9 protein-coding genes are annotated in these 14724 nt (G+C 66.5%); 6 read left to right on the top strand and 3 right to left on the bottom strand.

The window, feature by feature from the left end; translation table 11 throughout:
• Positions 1-133: 133 nt before the first annotated feature.
• Positions 134-829: an alpha/beta hydrolase gene (locus tag EGM71_RS07820; RefSeq protein ID WP_188488938.1), complete on the bottom strand. Its 696-nt coding sequence runs from the start codon at positions 827-829 to the stop codon at positions 134-136.
• A gap of 185 nt (positions 830-1014) precedes the next feature.
• On the opposite strand from EGM71_RS07820, the gene EGM71_RS07815 reads away from it, so the two are divergent.
• The gene (locus EGM71_RS07815; RefSeq protein ID WP_188488936.1) at positions 1015-2154 is read left to right on the top strand and encodes an MFS transporter; all 1140 of its coding nucleotides are present in this window, start codon (positions 1015-1017) and stop codon (positions 2152-2154) included.
• A gap of 81 nt (positions 2155-2235) precedes the next feature.
• Here EGM71_RS07815 and EGM71_RS07810 read toward each other — a convergent pair whose 3' ends face one another.
• On the bottom strand, positions 2236-3354 hold the full coding sequence (locus EGM71_RS07810; protein WP_188488933.1) for an alpha/beta hydrolase: 1119 nt from the start codon (positions 3352-3354) through the stop codon (positions 2236-2238).
• A 185-nt stretch (positions 3355-3539) separates the two neighbouring features.
• On the opposite strand from EGM71_RS07810, the gene EGM71_RS07805 reads away from it, so the two are divergent.
• The 5 genes from EGM71_RS07805 (at position 3540) to aceE (ending at position 13387) form a co-directional block, all read left to right on the top strand.
• Positions 3540-4886 carry a c-type cytochrome gene (locus tag EGM71_RS07805; RefSeq protein WP_188488931.1) on the top strand — a complete coding sequence of 449 codons (1347 nt, stop codon included), beginning with the start codon at positions 3540-3542 and terminating at the stop codon, positions 4884-4886.
• Complete coding sequence (locus tag EGM71_RS07800; RefSeq protein WP_188488929.1) at positions 4883-5809, top strand: c-type cytochrome; 927 nt, start codon at positions 4883-4885, stop codon at positions 5807-5809. The genes EGM71_RS07805 and EGM71_RS07800 overlap by 4 nt, the downstream gene beginning before the upstream one ends.
• A 115-nt stretch (positions 5810-5924) precedes the next feature.
• Positions 5925-8303: a TonB-dependent receptor gene (locus tag EGM71_RS07795; protein ID WP_188488927.1), complete on the top strand. Its 2379-nt coding sequence runs from the start codon at positions 5925-5927 to the stop codon at positions 8301-8303.
• Between the two features lie 8 nt (positions 8304-8311).
• Positions 8312-10420 carry a phosphocholine-specific phospholipase C gene (locus EGM71_RS07790; RefSeq protein ID WP_188488925.1) on the top strand — a complete coding sequence of 703 codons (2109 nt, stop codon included), beginning with the start codon at positions 8312-8314 and terminating at the stop codon, positions 10418-10420.
• Positions 10421-10714: 294 nt separating this feature from the next.
• Positions 10715-13387, top strand: coding sequence for a pyruvate dehydrogenase (acetyl-transferring), homodimeric type (gene aceE / locus EGM71_RS07785; protein WP_188488923.1), 2673 nt, complete (start codon positions 10715-10717; stop codon positions 13385-13387).
• A 43-nt stretch (positions 13388-13430) separates the two neighbouring features.
• Here aceE and EGM71_RS07780 read toward each other — a convergent pair whose 3' ends face one another.
• Positions 13431-14666 carry an acyltransferase family protein gene (locus tag EGM71_RS07780; protein ID WP_188488921.1) on the bottom strand — a complete coding sequence of 412 codons (1236 nt, stop codon included), beginning with the start codon at positions 14664-14666 and terminating at the stop codon, positions 13431-13433.
• Positions 14667-14724: the final 58 nt, after the last annotated feature.

Below are 14724 nucleotides of genomic sequence, written 5' to 3'. Positions count from 1 at the left end.
GATCGGGTGGGATCCTCTGGCGGCGGCTGGAGGGAAGACGGGGACGCGGCCGGATGGCCGCAGTCGCAGGAGTGTACTCCCCTGCGCCCCGGCTGTCGTGCGATGTGCTGTGGTGCGGCGCGCTGCCGCAGGCTCAGCCGCCGATGGCGACGCAGGCCTCCAGGATCAGCGCGGTCACTTCCTTCGGCTGCGAGGCCAGCGAGGCATGGCTGGCATCCAGCTCCAGCAGTCGCTTGGGCTGCATCCTTGCGGCCATGGCCTTCTGGTTCTCCGGCGCGATCATGCGGTCGTGGCGGGACAGCTGGTACCAGCTCGGCCTGTGCTTCCACGCCGGGTCGCTGACCGCGTCACCAAAGGTGCTGGCCAGCGGCGCCTTCTGGGTCACTGCCATCACCCGGCCTTCGTCGGCGCTCAGGTCCTGGCAGAAGCTCTCATGGAACTTGTCCGCACGCAGCCACAGGTAGCCATCGCTGTCCGGTGCGAGGTTCGGCGCCGCCTCCGGCAGGTGCTGCTGGGTGATGCCACCAGGGCTCTCGCCTGCATCAGGCGCGAAGGCAGCGATGTAGACCAGGGCCTTCACGTTGTCCTCGTTGCCGGCCTGGCTGATCACCGCGCCACCATAGGAGTGGCCAACCAGCACCACCGGTCCATCGATCTGCCGGATCATCTTCTGCGTGCGTCCTGCATCATCGGCCAACGACGTGAGCGGCAACTCCACCGCCTGCACACGGTCATGGCCATTGCGATGCAGTTCCAGGATCACCTTGGCCCAATGTGCGGCCCCGCCCCAGAATCCATGGACGAGGAGGATGGTGGGTGTCGTGCTCATGTACAGGTCTCCGGCAGCGGCCGGCAGGATGCGGACCGTGCAACCACTGTCCGTGTGCGGCGTTAATCGCTGGTGACGCAATCGGGTCACTGCAATCGTATGCGTCGTTCGATGTCATGCACGGCACTTGCCGATTCGACCTGAAAACGATTTCATAATCGTTCTCCTGGAGCATCGCATCACGCATGACGCCTTCATCCCCACGTGCCCAGCAGCACGCCACCCGTGCCGCCTTCTTCATTCCCGGATTCGCCACCGCCGCGTGGGCGCCGATGGTGCCCTACGCCAAGGCCAAGGCTGGGCTGTCCGACGGCAGTCTCGGCGCCGTGCTGCTGTGTCTTGGGCTGGGTTCGTTGCTGGCGATGCCACTGGCAGGTGCGCTGACCGGGCGGCTGGGCTGCCGCCGGGTGATGGTGATCACCTGCGCGATGATGCTGTGCGCCCTGCCCTTGCTGGTGCTGGCGCCCTCGCCGGTGGCGCTGGGCGCGGCACTGTTCGTGTTCGGCGCCGGCGTCGGTGCACTGGATTGTGCGATGAACATGCAGGCGGTGGCGGTCGAGCGCGATGCCGGGCGCGCGATGATGTCCGGCTTCCACGCCTTCTACAGCATCGGTGGCTTCGTCGGCGCCGGCTGCATGACCGGGCTGCTGATCCTCGGCACGCCGCTGTGGCTGGCCGCACTGGTTTCGGTGGCCGCTCTGCTGCTGGTGGCCGTGCTGTCGGCGCCGCACTGGCGTCCGCAACGGATCCTGCACGAAGGGCCTCTGCTGGCGCTGCCGCATGGCGTGGTGCTGTTCATCGGCGTGCTGGCCTTCGTGGTGTTCCTTGCCGAGGGCTCGATGCTGGACTGGAGTGCGGTGTTCCTGGCTGAAGTGCGGCAGGTACCGCGCGACCAGGCCGGGGCCGGCTTCGCGTTGTTCACGCTGGCGATGACCGCGATGCGCCTGTTTGGCGACGGTATCGTCGAGCGCCTCGGACGCACCCGCACCCTGGTCATCGGCGGCATCACCGCCGCAGCAGGCTTCACCTTGGCCACGCTGGTGCCCTCGTTCCCGGTGGCGCTGGCCGGCTACGTGCTGGTCGGGCTGGGCTGCGCCAACATCGTGCCGGCACTGTTCTCGATGGCGGGTCAGCAGCGGGTGATGCCAGAGAGCATCGCCATCACCGCGGTCACCACGCTGGGCTATGCCGGCATCCTCGCCGGTCCGGCGGCGATCGGCGCACTGGCACATGCCACCAGCCTCGGTTTCGCCTTCGTGTGCGTGGCCGCGCTGCTGCTCGGCGTCGCGGCGTCTGCGCGCTCATTGGCACGACGCGTGGCCTGACAGAAAAAGGGGACGGAGGGGATTAAGTCGTTTCTGCCCCGGGTGTGCTGCAAACGACTTAATCCCCTCCGTCCCCTTTTCTCAGCTGCGCGTCAGCCACTCGGCCTGGGCCGGCAGTTGCGGTGCCGGGCAGGCGCTTTGCGGATGGTGCTCGTCGCGTGCCATCCAGTCGTCGACCACTCCGGCCAGCAGGTCCAGCCGCAGCGGCAGGGTGATGTGGTCTTCGCCCCGCATTTCGATGTAGTGCGCGCGCGGGTTGGCCTGCGCGAGCTCGCGGCCCTGGCTGACCGGAATGTGCTGGTCGCCCTGCCCGTGCAGCAACAGCACGCAGGCGCGGGTATCGGCCAGCGCACGCGCGACATCGACGCGGTCCAGATCGACGTCGATACGGCGGCTGGCGGCAGCGATCACCTGGTTGATGTCCTGGCCACCGTAGCGCCAGCGCGCGTACGAGGCCACCGCCTGTGCCTTCAGGCCTTCCGGCTGCAGCCCCATCAGGTGCGGGATCATCGTGCGGATCGCCACACCGGCATTGGCGAACGATTCCATCGCCACCACACCGGCGACCTGGTCGCCGAGCTTGTCGGCGGTGAACACAGCCGTGGCCGCACCATAGGACACACCAAACAGGTACAACGGCCCGGTCACTTCGCCGCGCGCGCGCAGCTCGCCGATCACATCGACCACGTCATCCGATTCATAGGTGCCATAGCCGGACGGACCGGCGCCGGACTGGCCATGGTTGCGCAGGTCGAGCGTGACCACGCGGTAGCCGGATTCGGCCAGCTGCAGCGACCACGGCAGCATCGAATCGCCGTTCATCATCCAGCCGTGCAGCAGCACCACGGTGCCGCGCGGAGCCTGCGCACGGAAGGGCTGCGGCACGGCCAGGCTCAACCCGGTATCCAGCGGCAGGCCGTTCTCGTGGCGCTGCGGCAGGTAGTGGTAACGCGCGCCGTAATCACCTGGATCGAACACGCGCCAGAAGATCGGCACGCCATCCCGGCCCGGCGCAAAACCGTGGCGGTTGGGCAGCTCGGCGATGGCCGCGGCAATGCGCGGACGATCGAGCAGGGTCGACACACCACCTGGCGCGATCAGCCGATCGGCGAGCGAGGTGGATGAGGCATTGATCGAGGATGAGCATGCAGCCAGCCACAGGCCGGCGCACGCCAGCAACAGCAGCAGCAGGCGCTTCATATCACGACATAGGGGTGAATCAGACAGGCGAGGACCTTAACGCCCGAGTAGGCCGGCCATCTATCGCGCGTGGATGACGGCTTGATGACAGCGCAGGAACGATTCAGCTTCGTATGCAAGCTGTACGCGTTCAGTCATTGATCCGGATCAATGAACGCGCGCGCGCGATTGCCCAGAGTGCGCCCATGCGCACCTCGATCAAGCTTGCCCTCGCTCTGGCCGCCACGGTGGCCGCCGCCTATGGCATCGCCCGTAGCACGCCCTACTGGTTCGCACCGCGGCAGACCGCGCAGGTCGACATCCGCGACCCGGCGCTGATCGCGCAGGGGCAATACCTGTCGCGCGCCGCCGACTGCGCGGCCTGCCACACCGCGCCGGGCGGCAAGCCGTTCGCCGGTGGCCTCGGCATGCAGACGCCGATGGGCACGATCTATTCGACCAACATCACCCCCGATCCGGACACCGGCATCGGTGCCTACGACTACGCCGACTTCGAGCGTGCGGTGCGCCGCGGCTTCCGTCACGATGGCCAGCCGTTGTATCCGGCAATGCCATACGCCTCGTACGTGATCGCCTCCGATGCCGAAATCAAGGCGCTGTACGCCTATTTCATGGGCTCGGTGCAGCCGGTGAAACAGGACAACGCCGACAGTACGATTCCGTGGCCAGCCAACATGCGCTGGCCCCTGGCGTGGTGGCAGCTGCTGTTCGCACGCCCGCGCAGCTTCAGCCCAGATCCATCGCTGGATGCCGGCCAGCAGCGCGGTGCCGAACTGGTTGAAGGCCTGGCCCATTGCGGCGCCTGCCACACGCCACGGGGCCTGGCATTCCAGGAAAAGGCGATGGCCGATGATGGCAGCCGCCAGTTCCTGTCCGGCTCGGTGCTGGAAGGCTGGTACGCGAAGAACCTGCGCAACGAGTCGACCGGCCTGGCCAGCTGGAGCGAGGGCGAGATCGTCGACTTCCTGCGCACCGGCCGCACCGATCGCTCGGCCGCCTTCGGTGGTATGGCCGACGTAGTCGAGCACAGCACGCAGTACCTGTCCGACGCCGACCTGCTGGCGATGGCGCGCTACCTGAAGCAGCTGCCGGCGCGTGAGGGCCGCAGTGCGCAGTGGTCGCCCGGTACCGACACCACCACCACCGCACTGCGCAGTGGCGACTATCGCGTTGCCGGTTCGCTGGCCTATGCCGAACACTGCCAGGCCTGCCACCGCGCCGACGGGCGCGGCATGCCCCGGGTGTACCCGGCGCTGGCCGGCAACTCGATCGTGTTCGCCGATGATCCCAGCTCGCTGGTGCAGGTGACCCTGATCGGTGGCCGCACGCCGCATACCCCGCATGACCGCATGGCCTTCACCATGCCCGGCTTCGAACAGCTGCCGAACGCGCAGCTGGCACAGATCCTGACCTTCATCCGCAGCAGCTGGGGCAACCAGGCCAGCGCGGTGAGCGAAGTCGACGTGGCGCGCATGCGCCGGGTGGTGCGCGACAAGCCCGTGCACTACGTTCCGCAGGAGGCCGCACAATGAAGCGTTCACGCGCGCGTTCCCGCCTGCTGATCGGCAGTGCGATCACCCTCATGCTGCTGGCCGGGGCAGGTACCCTCGCCTACCGTCATCTGTATCCGGACCTGGATGCCGCGGTGGCCAGCACGATCGATATCCTCGATGCGCAGGGCAAAGTGGTCGGCCACTACCACGCGCCCAGTGCTGAAGAGATCGCCGGGCTGGGCAATGCCGAATCTGTGATGCTCGGCCGCCGCATCCTCAACGAGACCGCACGGCTGCTGCCGGACAACGTCGGCAACGATCTGAACTGCAACTCGTGCCACATGGCCGAGGGCAAGCGGCCCTTCGGAAACCACTACTTCAACACGGGTGGCGGTGCCTATCCGCGTTACATGCCGCGCCCGGGCAAGGTGATCGGGCTGACCGAGCGCATCAACGGCTGCCTGCAGCGTTCGATGAACGGCAAGCCGCTACCGAAGGACTCGCCGCAGATGCGCGCGATGCTCGACTACATGGCGTGGCTGAGCAGTCCGGTGCCCGGCGGTGCAAAGGTTGCCGCTCCCAGCGAGGGCCCCATCGACAGTACGCTCACCCCGGACCCGATCCGCGGCCGGGCGCTGTACGCCGTGCAGTGCGCTGCCTGCCACGGCGACAACGGTGAAGGCCGGCGCGACGCCAGCGGTGATATCGCGTTCCCGCCGCTCTGGGGCGACCACAGCTTCAACATCGGCGCCGGCATGGCGCGCCTGTACAAGGCCGCCGGCTTCGTCAAACACAACATGCCACCGGCGGTGACCCGTGAACCGCCACTGGGACAGCAGGTGATGCCCGACCAGGACGCGGTGGACATCGCCGGCTATTTCATCAACCAGCCGCGGCCGGATTTTGCCAACAAGGACAAGGACTGGCCGCGCGACCCGAAACCCAAGGACGCGCGGTACTGAAGCAGGCAGCAGGTGCCGGCCGTCGCACAACACGATTCCTGCATCGTCACGTCATGCCGATGTCATTGGCACTGCCGACACTCCGGGGCTTCCCTCCTCTGAAGGTCCGGTCTCGATGCGAACGTCTGCGCGCTTTCCCCGTGTCTCGCTGCTTGCCCTGCTGATCGCCCCCGCACTGGACGCCCTGGCCGAAGCACCGCAGGGCGATGCCGCTGAAGCGCGCAGCAGTGAGGCCCGCACCCTCGATCAGGTGCAGGTGATCGGCCAGGCCACCAGCTACGCCAAGACCTCGGTGCGCGCGGAAACGCTGAACCGCCAGACGGTGATGAGCAGCGTCAACGACGCGCTCAATGAAGTGCCCGGCGTGGTGGTCAGCGAAGCTGATGCCACCGGCTCGTCGGTATGGGGCACGCAGATCAGCATGCGTGGCTTCGTCACCAACCGCGACACCCAGCAGATCGGCACGACCATCGACGGCCTGCCCAACGGCGGTTCGGGTTACGGCGGCGGCTCGCTGGCCAACCGCTACATCGACACGCTCGACCTGGAAACGATGGAAGTCAGCCAGGGCACCGCCGATATCTCCTCGCGCTCGAACGAAGCGCTGGGCGGCACGCTCAACTTCCTCACCAGCGATCCGCTGCAGGACAGCCGCCTGCGCTTCGTGGTCGGCGCCGGCGACAACGAGGCGCGCAAGTACTACGTGCGCTATGACACCGGCCTGCTCGGCGGCCACACCCGCGCCTGGGTCAGTGCCTCGTCGGCGCGCGTGCATGACTGGATCGATGGCAGCGGCAAGACCAGCAACGACCACATCGCCGGCAAGTTCATCACCGAACTGGACCGCTGGACCCTGACCGGCTACCTGTCCTACAACGATGCCGACGAGCCGGAATACACCAGCGTCTCACCGAAGGGCTTCGCCACCAATCCGGATCGCGACAACCTGGTCGGCACCCTCACCGGCATTCCGTATCTGGACCAGAACTACCGTTCCGGCTCGCGTGCACTGCGCGAGAACACCTTCGGCTACCTGCGTGCAGCCTTCGACGGCGGCAACGGCTTCAAGGCCTCGGTGGCCGCCTACGGGCATCGCATGCAAGGCCGCGGCGACTGGCTGCCGCCGTACCTGGCGCAGGTCAGCGATGAGGGTGCGGGCCGCCCCGAGTCGGAATACCTCGGCGGCAAGACCGTGTATGGCGGCAGCAACCGTGGCCAGATCTTTTTCGTCAATCCCGATGGCAGCGCCGCGCAGCGCCTGGCCAGCTGCACCCCGCGGCTGGGCTTCACTGCCGAATACGATCCGAACTGCTATGCCGGCAACGTGCTGGGCGCGCAGTCGTATCGCCACACCCACTACGACAATGACCGCATGGGCGTGACCGCCGACGTCGAGTGGCGGCAGACCTTCGGTGCGGTCGACAACACGATCCGCGGCGGCCTGTGGGTGGAGAAGCTGGACCGCTCGGCCCGCCGCGACTGGCACCGCCTGCTCAACGTCGGCCAGGACATCGCCTTCGACCACCAGCCTTACTGGGTGCAGTTCGAGGACAAGTACAAGGTCGACGAGCAGATGTATTACGTCGAGGACGTGGCCCGCTTCGGGCCGTTCAGTGCACGCCTGGGCGTGAAGCAGTTCTTCGTAGACCAGTCGCGTCGCCGCGTGATCGGCGCCAACGAACACGTGACGTCCGATTCCAAGTCCGATCCGCTGCTCTCCACCGGCTTCACCTGGGCGCCGGGCGTGGAAGGCATGGAGCTGTTCGCGGGCTTCTCGCAGAACTTCGCCGCCATTCCCTCCGGCGTGCTTGGCGAGACCGATCCGCAGCGCTTCCGCAACGTCGAGCCTGAGACCGCCGACAACATCGAAGTGGGCATGCGCATCAGCCGCTGGCCGCTGACCGCCTCGGTGACCCTGTACAACATCAAGTTCGACAATCGCATCGTCTACCTGCCGGCTGGTTTCGTCAGCGGCATCGACTATCTCGGCGAGACCGACGGCGTCTACGAGAACTTCGGCGGCGTGGAAAGCAACGGCCTGGAAGCCGCGTTCGGCTACGGCTGGGACAACGGCTGGCGCCTCAACGCCGCCTATACCTACAACCGCTCCAAGTACCTCGGCAGCGGCGATGCCGCGCGCGATACCCAGCTGGGCATCGTCGATGGCGCCAAGGTGATCGGCCAACCCGAACAGACCCTGGTGCTGTCGGCGGACTGGCAGGGCGAGAACTGGAACTTCGGCCTGTCCGGCCGTTACCTGGGCACGCGCTATCTCGACGCCGCCAACGTCAACAAGCTGCCCTCGGCCACCGTGTTCAATGCCAACATCGGCTTCGACCTGCAGGGCCTGTCGCCGCGCCTGAAGGGCATGGGCGCCAACCTGGTGGTGAGCAACCTCACCGACAAGCGGTATCTTGCAGGGGTGGACGGCCGCGACAACGCCTTCATCGGCGCCCCGCGCACCGTCGGCATCTCCTTCCGTGTGGACCTGTGAGTGAGCCCGTGACCGATATCGGCCGACGCCGGTTGTTGCAGGCCGGCGTAACCGCCGGCCTTTCCCCGCTGCTGCCCAGCATCGCCCGGGCCGCAGCGATCGCGCCTGCCGCGCAGACGCGCAGCCTCGAAGACCTGCAGCACATCGTAGTGTTCATGCAGGAAAACCGCTCGTTCGACCACTACTTCGGCACGCTGCCGGGGGTACGTGGTTTCGGCGATCGCTTCGTCGCTCCGGCGCAGGCACTGCAGGCCGGCGGCCGCGCGCGCAGCCTGTGGCTGCAACCCGATGCCAGCGGCACGCGGGCGATCGCACCATTCCCGTTGGATACCGCTGCGCACTTCGGCTACATGCGGGTGGAAGGCACGCCGCACACCTGGCCCGATGCCCATCGGGCGTGGGACCACGGACGCATGGGGCAATGGCCGAAAGCCAAGCAGAACCACTCGATGGGCTACTTCCAGCGCAGCGACCTGCCCTTCCAGTTCGCCCTGGCCGATGCCTTCACGATCTGCGACGCCTACCACTGCGCGATGCAGGCCGGGACCAACCCAAACCGGGTGTTCCTGTGGACCGGCCACAACGATGGGCAGGCGCGTGCCGGCGGACCGGTGATCGCCAATTCGCACGACAACTTCCCCGAACAGGGCGGGCACCCGGCGTCGTACCGCTGGACCAGTTATGTCGAGCGCCTGCAGAACGCCGGTGTGTCCTGGCAGATCTACCAGGACATGGCCGACAACTTCACCGACAACCCGCTGGCGGGCTTCGAGGCCTTCCGCCAGGCCCACCGCGCGGCGCCGGGGCATGACCCGCAGCTGCGCGCGCGCGGGGTCAGCACGCGCGGCCTGGCGCAGCTGCGACAGGACGTCATCGATGGGCGCCTGCCACAGGTCAGCTTCATCATCGCCGACGCGGCCGGCAGCGAGCATCCCGGCCCGTCCAGCCCGGCCCAGGGCGCGGCCTACACCGCACGCGTACTGGATGCGCTGACCGCCGATCCGCAGGTGTGGAGCCGCACGGCCCTGCTGCTGATGTTCGACGAGAACGACGGCTTCTTCGACCACATGCCGCCACCGGCACCACCTTCGCCGCTGGACGGTGGCTGGGCGGGTGCGTCTTCGGTCAGCACTGAAGGCGAGTACCACCGCCATCCGGCGCCAGGTGACGAGAAGTACGACCTCGCCGAACTGCGCGGCCGCCCGTATGGACTGGGCCCGCGCGTGCCGCTGTACGTGATCTCGCCGTGGAGCCGGGGGGGCTGGGTCGATTCTCAGGTGTACGACCACACCTCGGTCATTCGACTGATCGAACGCCGCTTCGGTGTGGCCGCACCGGACATCTCGCCGTGGCGCCGTGCGGTCTGCGGCGACCTCAGCAACGCCTTCGACTTCGCCCAGCGTGATACCCGCCCGTTCGTGCGCGGCCTGCCCGACGTCAGCGCGGTGGCGGCACGTGCTGCCGCTCTGCCGGGGCGTACCGTGCCCGCGCTGCCGGAGGGGCTGAAGCCGGCGAAACAGGAAAGCGGCGTACGCCCTGCGCGTGCCCTGCCCTATCGGCCGCAGGCATCGATTGCCGCGGTCGACACCTCGGGTGTGGATCTGACGTTGTCCTGCGAAGGCGCGGCGGCAGTGCTGCATGTCTACGATCGGCTGCGGCTGGAGGCGGTGCCACGCCGCTACACGCTGCTGCCAGGTACGCCGTTGCGCGAGCGTTGGCCGCTGGACGCCCAGGGCCGCTATGACCTATGGCTGCTCGGCCCGAACGGGTTCCACCGCCATTTCCTGGGTGCAGCCAAGGGACCTGCCATACAGGCTTCAATCGAGCGCGCGGATGGTCAGCTGCGGCTGCACCTGCGCAACCTCGGCGATGCCGCACAACAGCTGCGTGTGCATGCCGGTGCCTATGCCGGGCACATGCCCGAACAGACGCTGGCGCTGCCGGCGCGCGCGGAGACCACGTTGGCGTGGGACGCAACGCCGACCGCAGGCTGGTACGACCTGCACGTCGGTGCGGGCGACAATGCCCTGCGCCTGGCCGGCCGCGCCGAGGATGGCCGCCCCAGCACCAGCGACCCCGCGATGGGCACCGAACCGCTGCACTTCGAGCACGATTGAGCGGTTGCGCCACTGTGGAGTCGAGCCATGCTCGACTGCGCTTCCCGGTCAATGATCGAAAGGCAGTCGAGCGCGGCTCGACCCTGCACACGCGAAGCAACGCTGGATTGGCGCAGTTCCAAGTCATGCCCGTCTACCCCCCATCCAGACGCGGACCTACGCTTGTCTCCTCGGTGGCCGCCACGGCCGCCCTTCGCGTCACGGCCCCGCCGTTGCGACCCCGCTCCAGTGCTGTGCGCCCTGCCGGTGTTGTCGCCCAGGCAGAGGTCCGACCGGCGCCCTCTGGAGACAGTCATGAACCAAGCCCTTATCCCCTCCGATACCGACCCGCTGGAAACGCGGGAGTGGCGTGAATCGCTGGAGGCGGTGATGCAGGCCGGTGGCCGGCCACGCGCGCACTACCTGATCGACCAGCTGAGCGAGCTGGACGCCCAGCAGCACGGTGACCTGCATACCCGTGCCTGGACCGCCTACGTCAACACCATCCCGCCGGATCGCCAGCCGGCCTACCCCGGTGACCTGGCCATCGAGCGCCGCCTGAACGCGATGATCCGCTGGAACGCGATGGTGATGGTGCTGCGCGCCGGCAAGCACTCCAACGTCGGCGGCCACATCGCCACCTACCAGTCGGCGGCGGTGCTGTACGACGTAGGCTTCGATCACTTCTTCCGTGGCCGCACCGACACCTTCGACGGCGACATGATCTACATCCAGGGCCACTCCGCGCCGGGCATCTACGGCCGTGCGTACGTGGAAGGGCGAATCGATCCGGCACGGATGGACAACTTCCGCCGCGAAGCCGGTCGCGAAGGCCTGTCCTCGTATCCACACCCACGCCTGATGCCGGAGTTCTGGCAGTTCCCCACCGTGTCGATGGGCCTGGGCCCACTCACTGCCGCGTACCAGGCGCGCTACATGCGCTACCTGGAATACCGTGGCCTGAAGCAGCACCAGGGGCGCAAGGTCTGGGCCTTCCTCGGCGACGGCGAAATGGACCAGCCCGAATCGCTGGCGGCAATCTCGCTGGCCGGCCGCGAGCGGCTGGACAACATCGTGTTCGTGGTCAACTGCAACCTGCAGCGCCTGGACGGTCCGGTACGCGGCAATGCCAAAGTCATCCAGGAACTGGAAGGCACTTTCCGCGCGGCCGGCTGGAACGTGATCAAACTGATCTGGGGCAGTGGCTGGGACGACCTGCTGGCCCGCGACCACAGCGGCCTGCTGCGCCAGCGCATGATGGAATGCGTGGACGGCGACTACCAGACCTTCAAGTCGCAGAGCGGCGCTTACGTGCGCGAGCACTTCTTCGGCCGCTACCCCGAGCTGCTGGAGCTGGTGGCGCACATGAGCGACGACGATATCTGGGCACTGGCGCGTGGCGGCCATGATCCACAGAAGGTTTTCGCCGCCTACCAGCAGGCGGTGAGCACCAGCGGCCGGCCGACGGTGATCCTGGCCAAGACGGTCAAGGGCTTCGGCATGGGCGAAGCCGGTGAAGGCCAGAACATCAACCATCAGCTGAAGAAGATGAGCGCCGATGCGGTGCGTGCCTTCCGCGACCGCTTCAACCTGCCGGTCAGCGACGAGCAGCTGGAGGACATGCCGTATCTGCGTCCGGAGCCGGGCAGCCCCGAGGCCGCCTACTTCGCCGAGCGCCGCCGCATCCAGGGCGGCCAGCTGCCGGCGCGCCTGGCGAAGGTCGATCCGCTACCGCTGCCGCCGCTGTCGATCTTCAACACACAGCTGCAGGGCAGCGGCGATCGCGGCCAGTCCACCACCATGGGCTTCGTGCGCATCCTTACCAGCCTGCTGAAGGACCCGGAACTGGGCAAGCTGGTGATTCCGATCGTGCCCGATGAATCGCGCACCTTCGGCATGGAAGGCCTGTTCCGCCAGATCGGCATTCATTCGTACCTGGGGCAGCTGTACACGCCGCAGGATGCCGGCCAGCTGAGCTACTACAAGGAAGCCAAGGACGGCCAGATCCTGCAGGAAGGCATCAACGAGTCCGGAGCGATCTGTTCGTGGATCGCCGCCGGCACCGCCTACAGCAACCACGGCCTGGCCACGATTCCGTTCTACATCTTCTATTCGATGTTCGGCCTGCAGCGCGTCGGCGACCTGGCCTGGGCTGCTGCCGATGCACGTACGCGCGGCTTCCTGCTCGGCGCCACGTCGGGCCGCACCACGCTGATGGGCGAAGGCCTGCAGCACGATGACGGCCACAGCCACGTGCTGTCGTCGGTGATTCCAAGCTGCGTCTCCTACGACCCGACCTACAACTACGAGCTGGCGGTGATCATCCACGACGGCCTGCGCCGCATGTATGTCGAGCAGGAAGACATCTACTACTACATCACCGTGCTCAACGAGAACTACCCGCAGCCGGCACTGCCCGAAGGCGCCGAGGCGGGCATCCTGAAGGGCCTGTACCTGCTGCATCCGGCAGCCGCCGACAACGCCTCGCAGCCGCGCGTCCAGCTGATGGGCAGCGGCTCGATCCTGCGCGAAGTGGAAGCCGCGGCAGACCTGCTGCAGCAGGACTTCGGCATCGCCAGCGATGTGTGGAGCGCGACCAGCCTGACCGAACTGCGCCGCGACGGGCTGGCCGCCGAGCGCTGGAACCTGCTGCATCCGGCCGGGGAACCGCGCGTGCCGTACGTGCAGCAGTGCCTGCAGGGCCATGAAGGCCCAGTGGTGGTGGCCACCGACTACATGAAGATCGTCGGCGACCAGATCCGTCCCTTCATCAACGATCGCCGCTTCACCGCACTCGGCACCGATGGCTTCGGCCGTTCCGACACGCGTGAATCGCTGCGCACGTTCTTTGAGGTGGATCGACACTTCATCGTGCTGGCAGCCCTGAAGTCGCTGGCCGACGAAGGTCGCATCGAACGCTCGCGGATGCAGGACGCGATCGACAAGTACGGCATCGACACCGGCAAACGAGATCCGGCCGCGGTCTGATGCAAGCCATGCCCACCCGACGCAATCACCAGGTCAGTCCAGATCAATGCGCAGGCTGCTGGGCCCTTTGCCGCTCCATCAGGGCACCCGTCCGGTGCGAAAGCCGGACGACAGCCTTGTCCAGCCATCTGTCGAATGCATAGGCCAAAAGGGCCGTCAGGCCAATGCCAACCGCCGTGGCGATTCCTGCGGCCGGAACGTGACCGATGTGTCGAATTCCCATGTACAAGCCTGTCGACACCGTAAACAGAACAGGGAAATGAAACAGGTACATGCCGAACGAGAGGCGACCGAGGAGCAGCGATAGGGTGCGCGTGAGCAGACGCCGTGCCGTTGGGAACAACAGTACGCCAGCGAAAATGGCAAGGCTGCCGATACAGGACTGGAATGCAGCGGTGTGGACTGCCCCTCCCACGCTGAAGTGCTCGACCCCTTGGCGCAGCGCCTCGACCACCTGCACAGGACGGGCGCTGGTCACAATAACGCCCAGGGCCATCAGCGCCAGGCCCGGAAGCACCAGCGGTGTAGTGGGCCGTGCAGGCAGTCCCGTACGGCTCACTACCCGGCTCAGCAGCCAACCGGCAACGAACAACGAATAGAAGCTGGCGCCGCAGAGTGCAAATGCTGCCAGCGCAATGAAAGCGACTCCCAAAGTATTCGATGCAACGCGTTCCAGGCGAGTCAGCGCGATCACCAACAGCGACCCCCAGAACTCCACATGGAGCGTCCAGAATGGCGGATTCAACGCATAGCCGATGCTCTGGACATGCATCTCGGGAAATCCGTCAAACAGAGACAGAGGCGAATAGCCGAGGAACATGGAATTCAGCAGAAGATCGCGGAGCAGGCCCAATGGCAGTAATGGCTGGGTATAGAGCCGCTTGACGAAATCGGAGCCGGTTGCCTGGACCAGCGCATCATGGTCCACACCGATCCCAAGCAGCAATACAAGCGCAAAAATCCAGCCCACTGCGACGGGCACCCCCAGGCGAACCGTGCGCCGGACCAGCAGAGAGGGGATGCTCGCGGATGAATTTCGAAATGAATGGGCAAGCACGAACCCACTGATAATGAAGAAGATGCATACAGCAGTCCCTCCATCAAGAATGAAGAACTGCGGGCCGTCTGCAATCCACTTGTCCCAGGACGTCCGTGCGGGGCCGTTCTCCCTTGCCATCACCGGGAAGTACACCGAAGCGTAGTGGAGAATCACCACCTGCAACGCCGCAAACCCACGCAAACCGTCAGCGAATGCAAACGCCCGCTCCTTCGGCATCATCTCGTTCTCTCACCCATGATCTATCGCGCGATTCTAACGACCTGTCTTCCCCCGCGCA

Source organism: Stenotrophomonas maltophilia, assembly GCF_006970445.1.
In the GTDB taxonomy this organism is placed as follows: domain Bacteria; phylum Pseudomonadota; class Gammaproteobacteria; order Xanthomonadales; family Xanthomonadaceae; genus Stenotrophomonas; species Stenotrophomonas maltophilia_AU.
The sequence above is the reverse complement of the archived record's forward strand: the minus strand, read 5'-3'. Positions and strand labels throughout refer to the sequence as shown.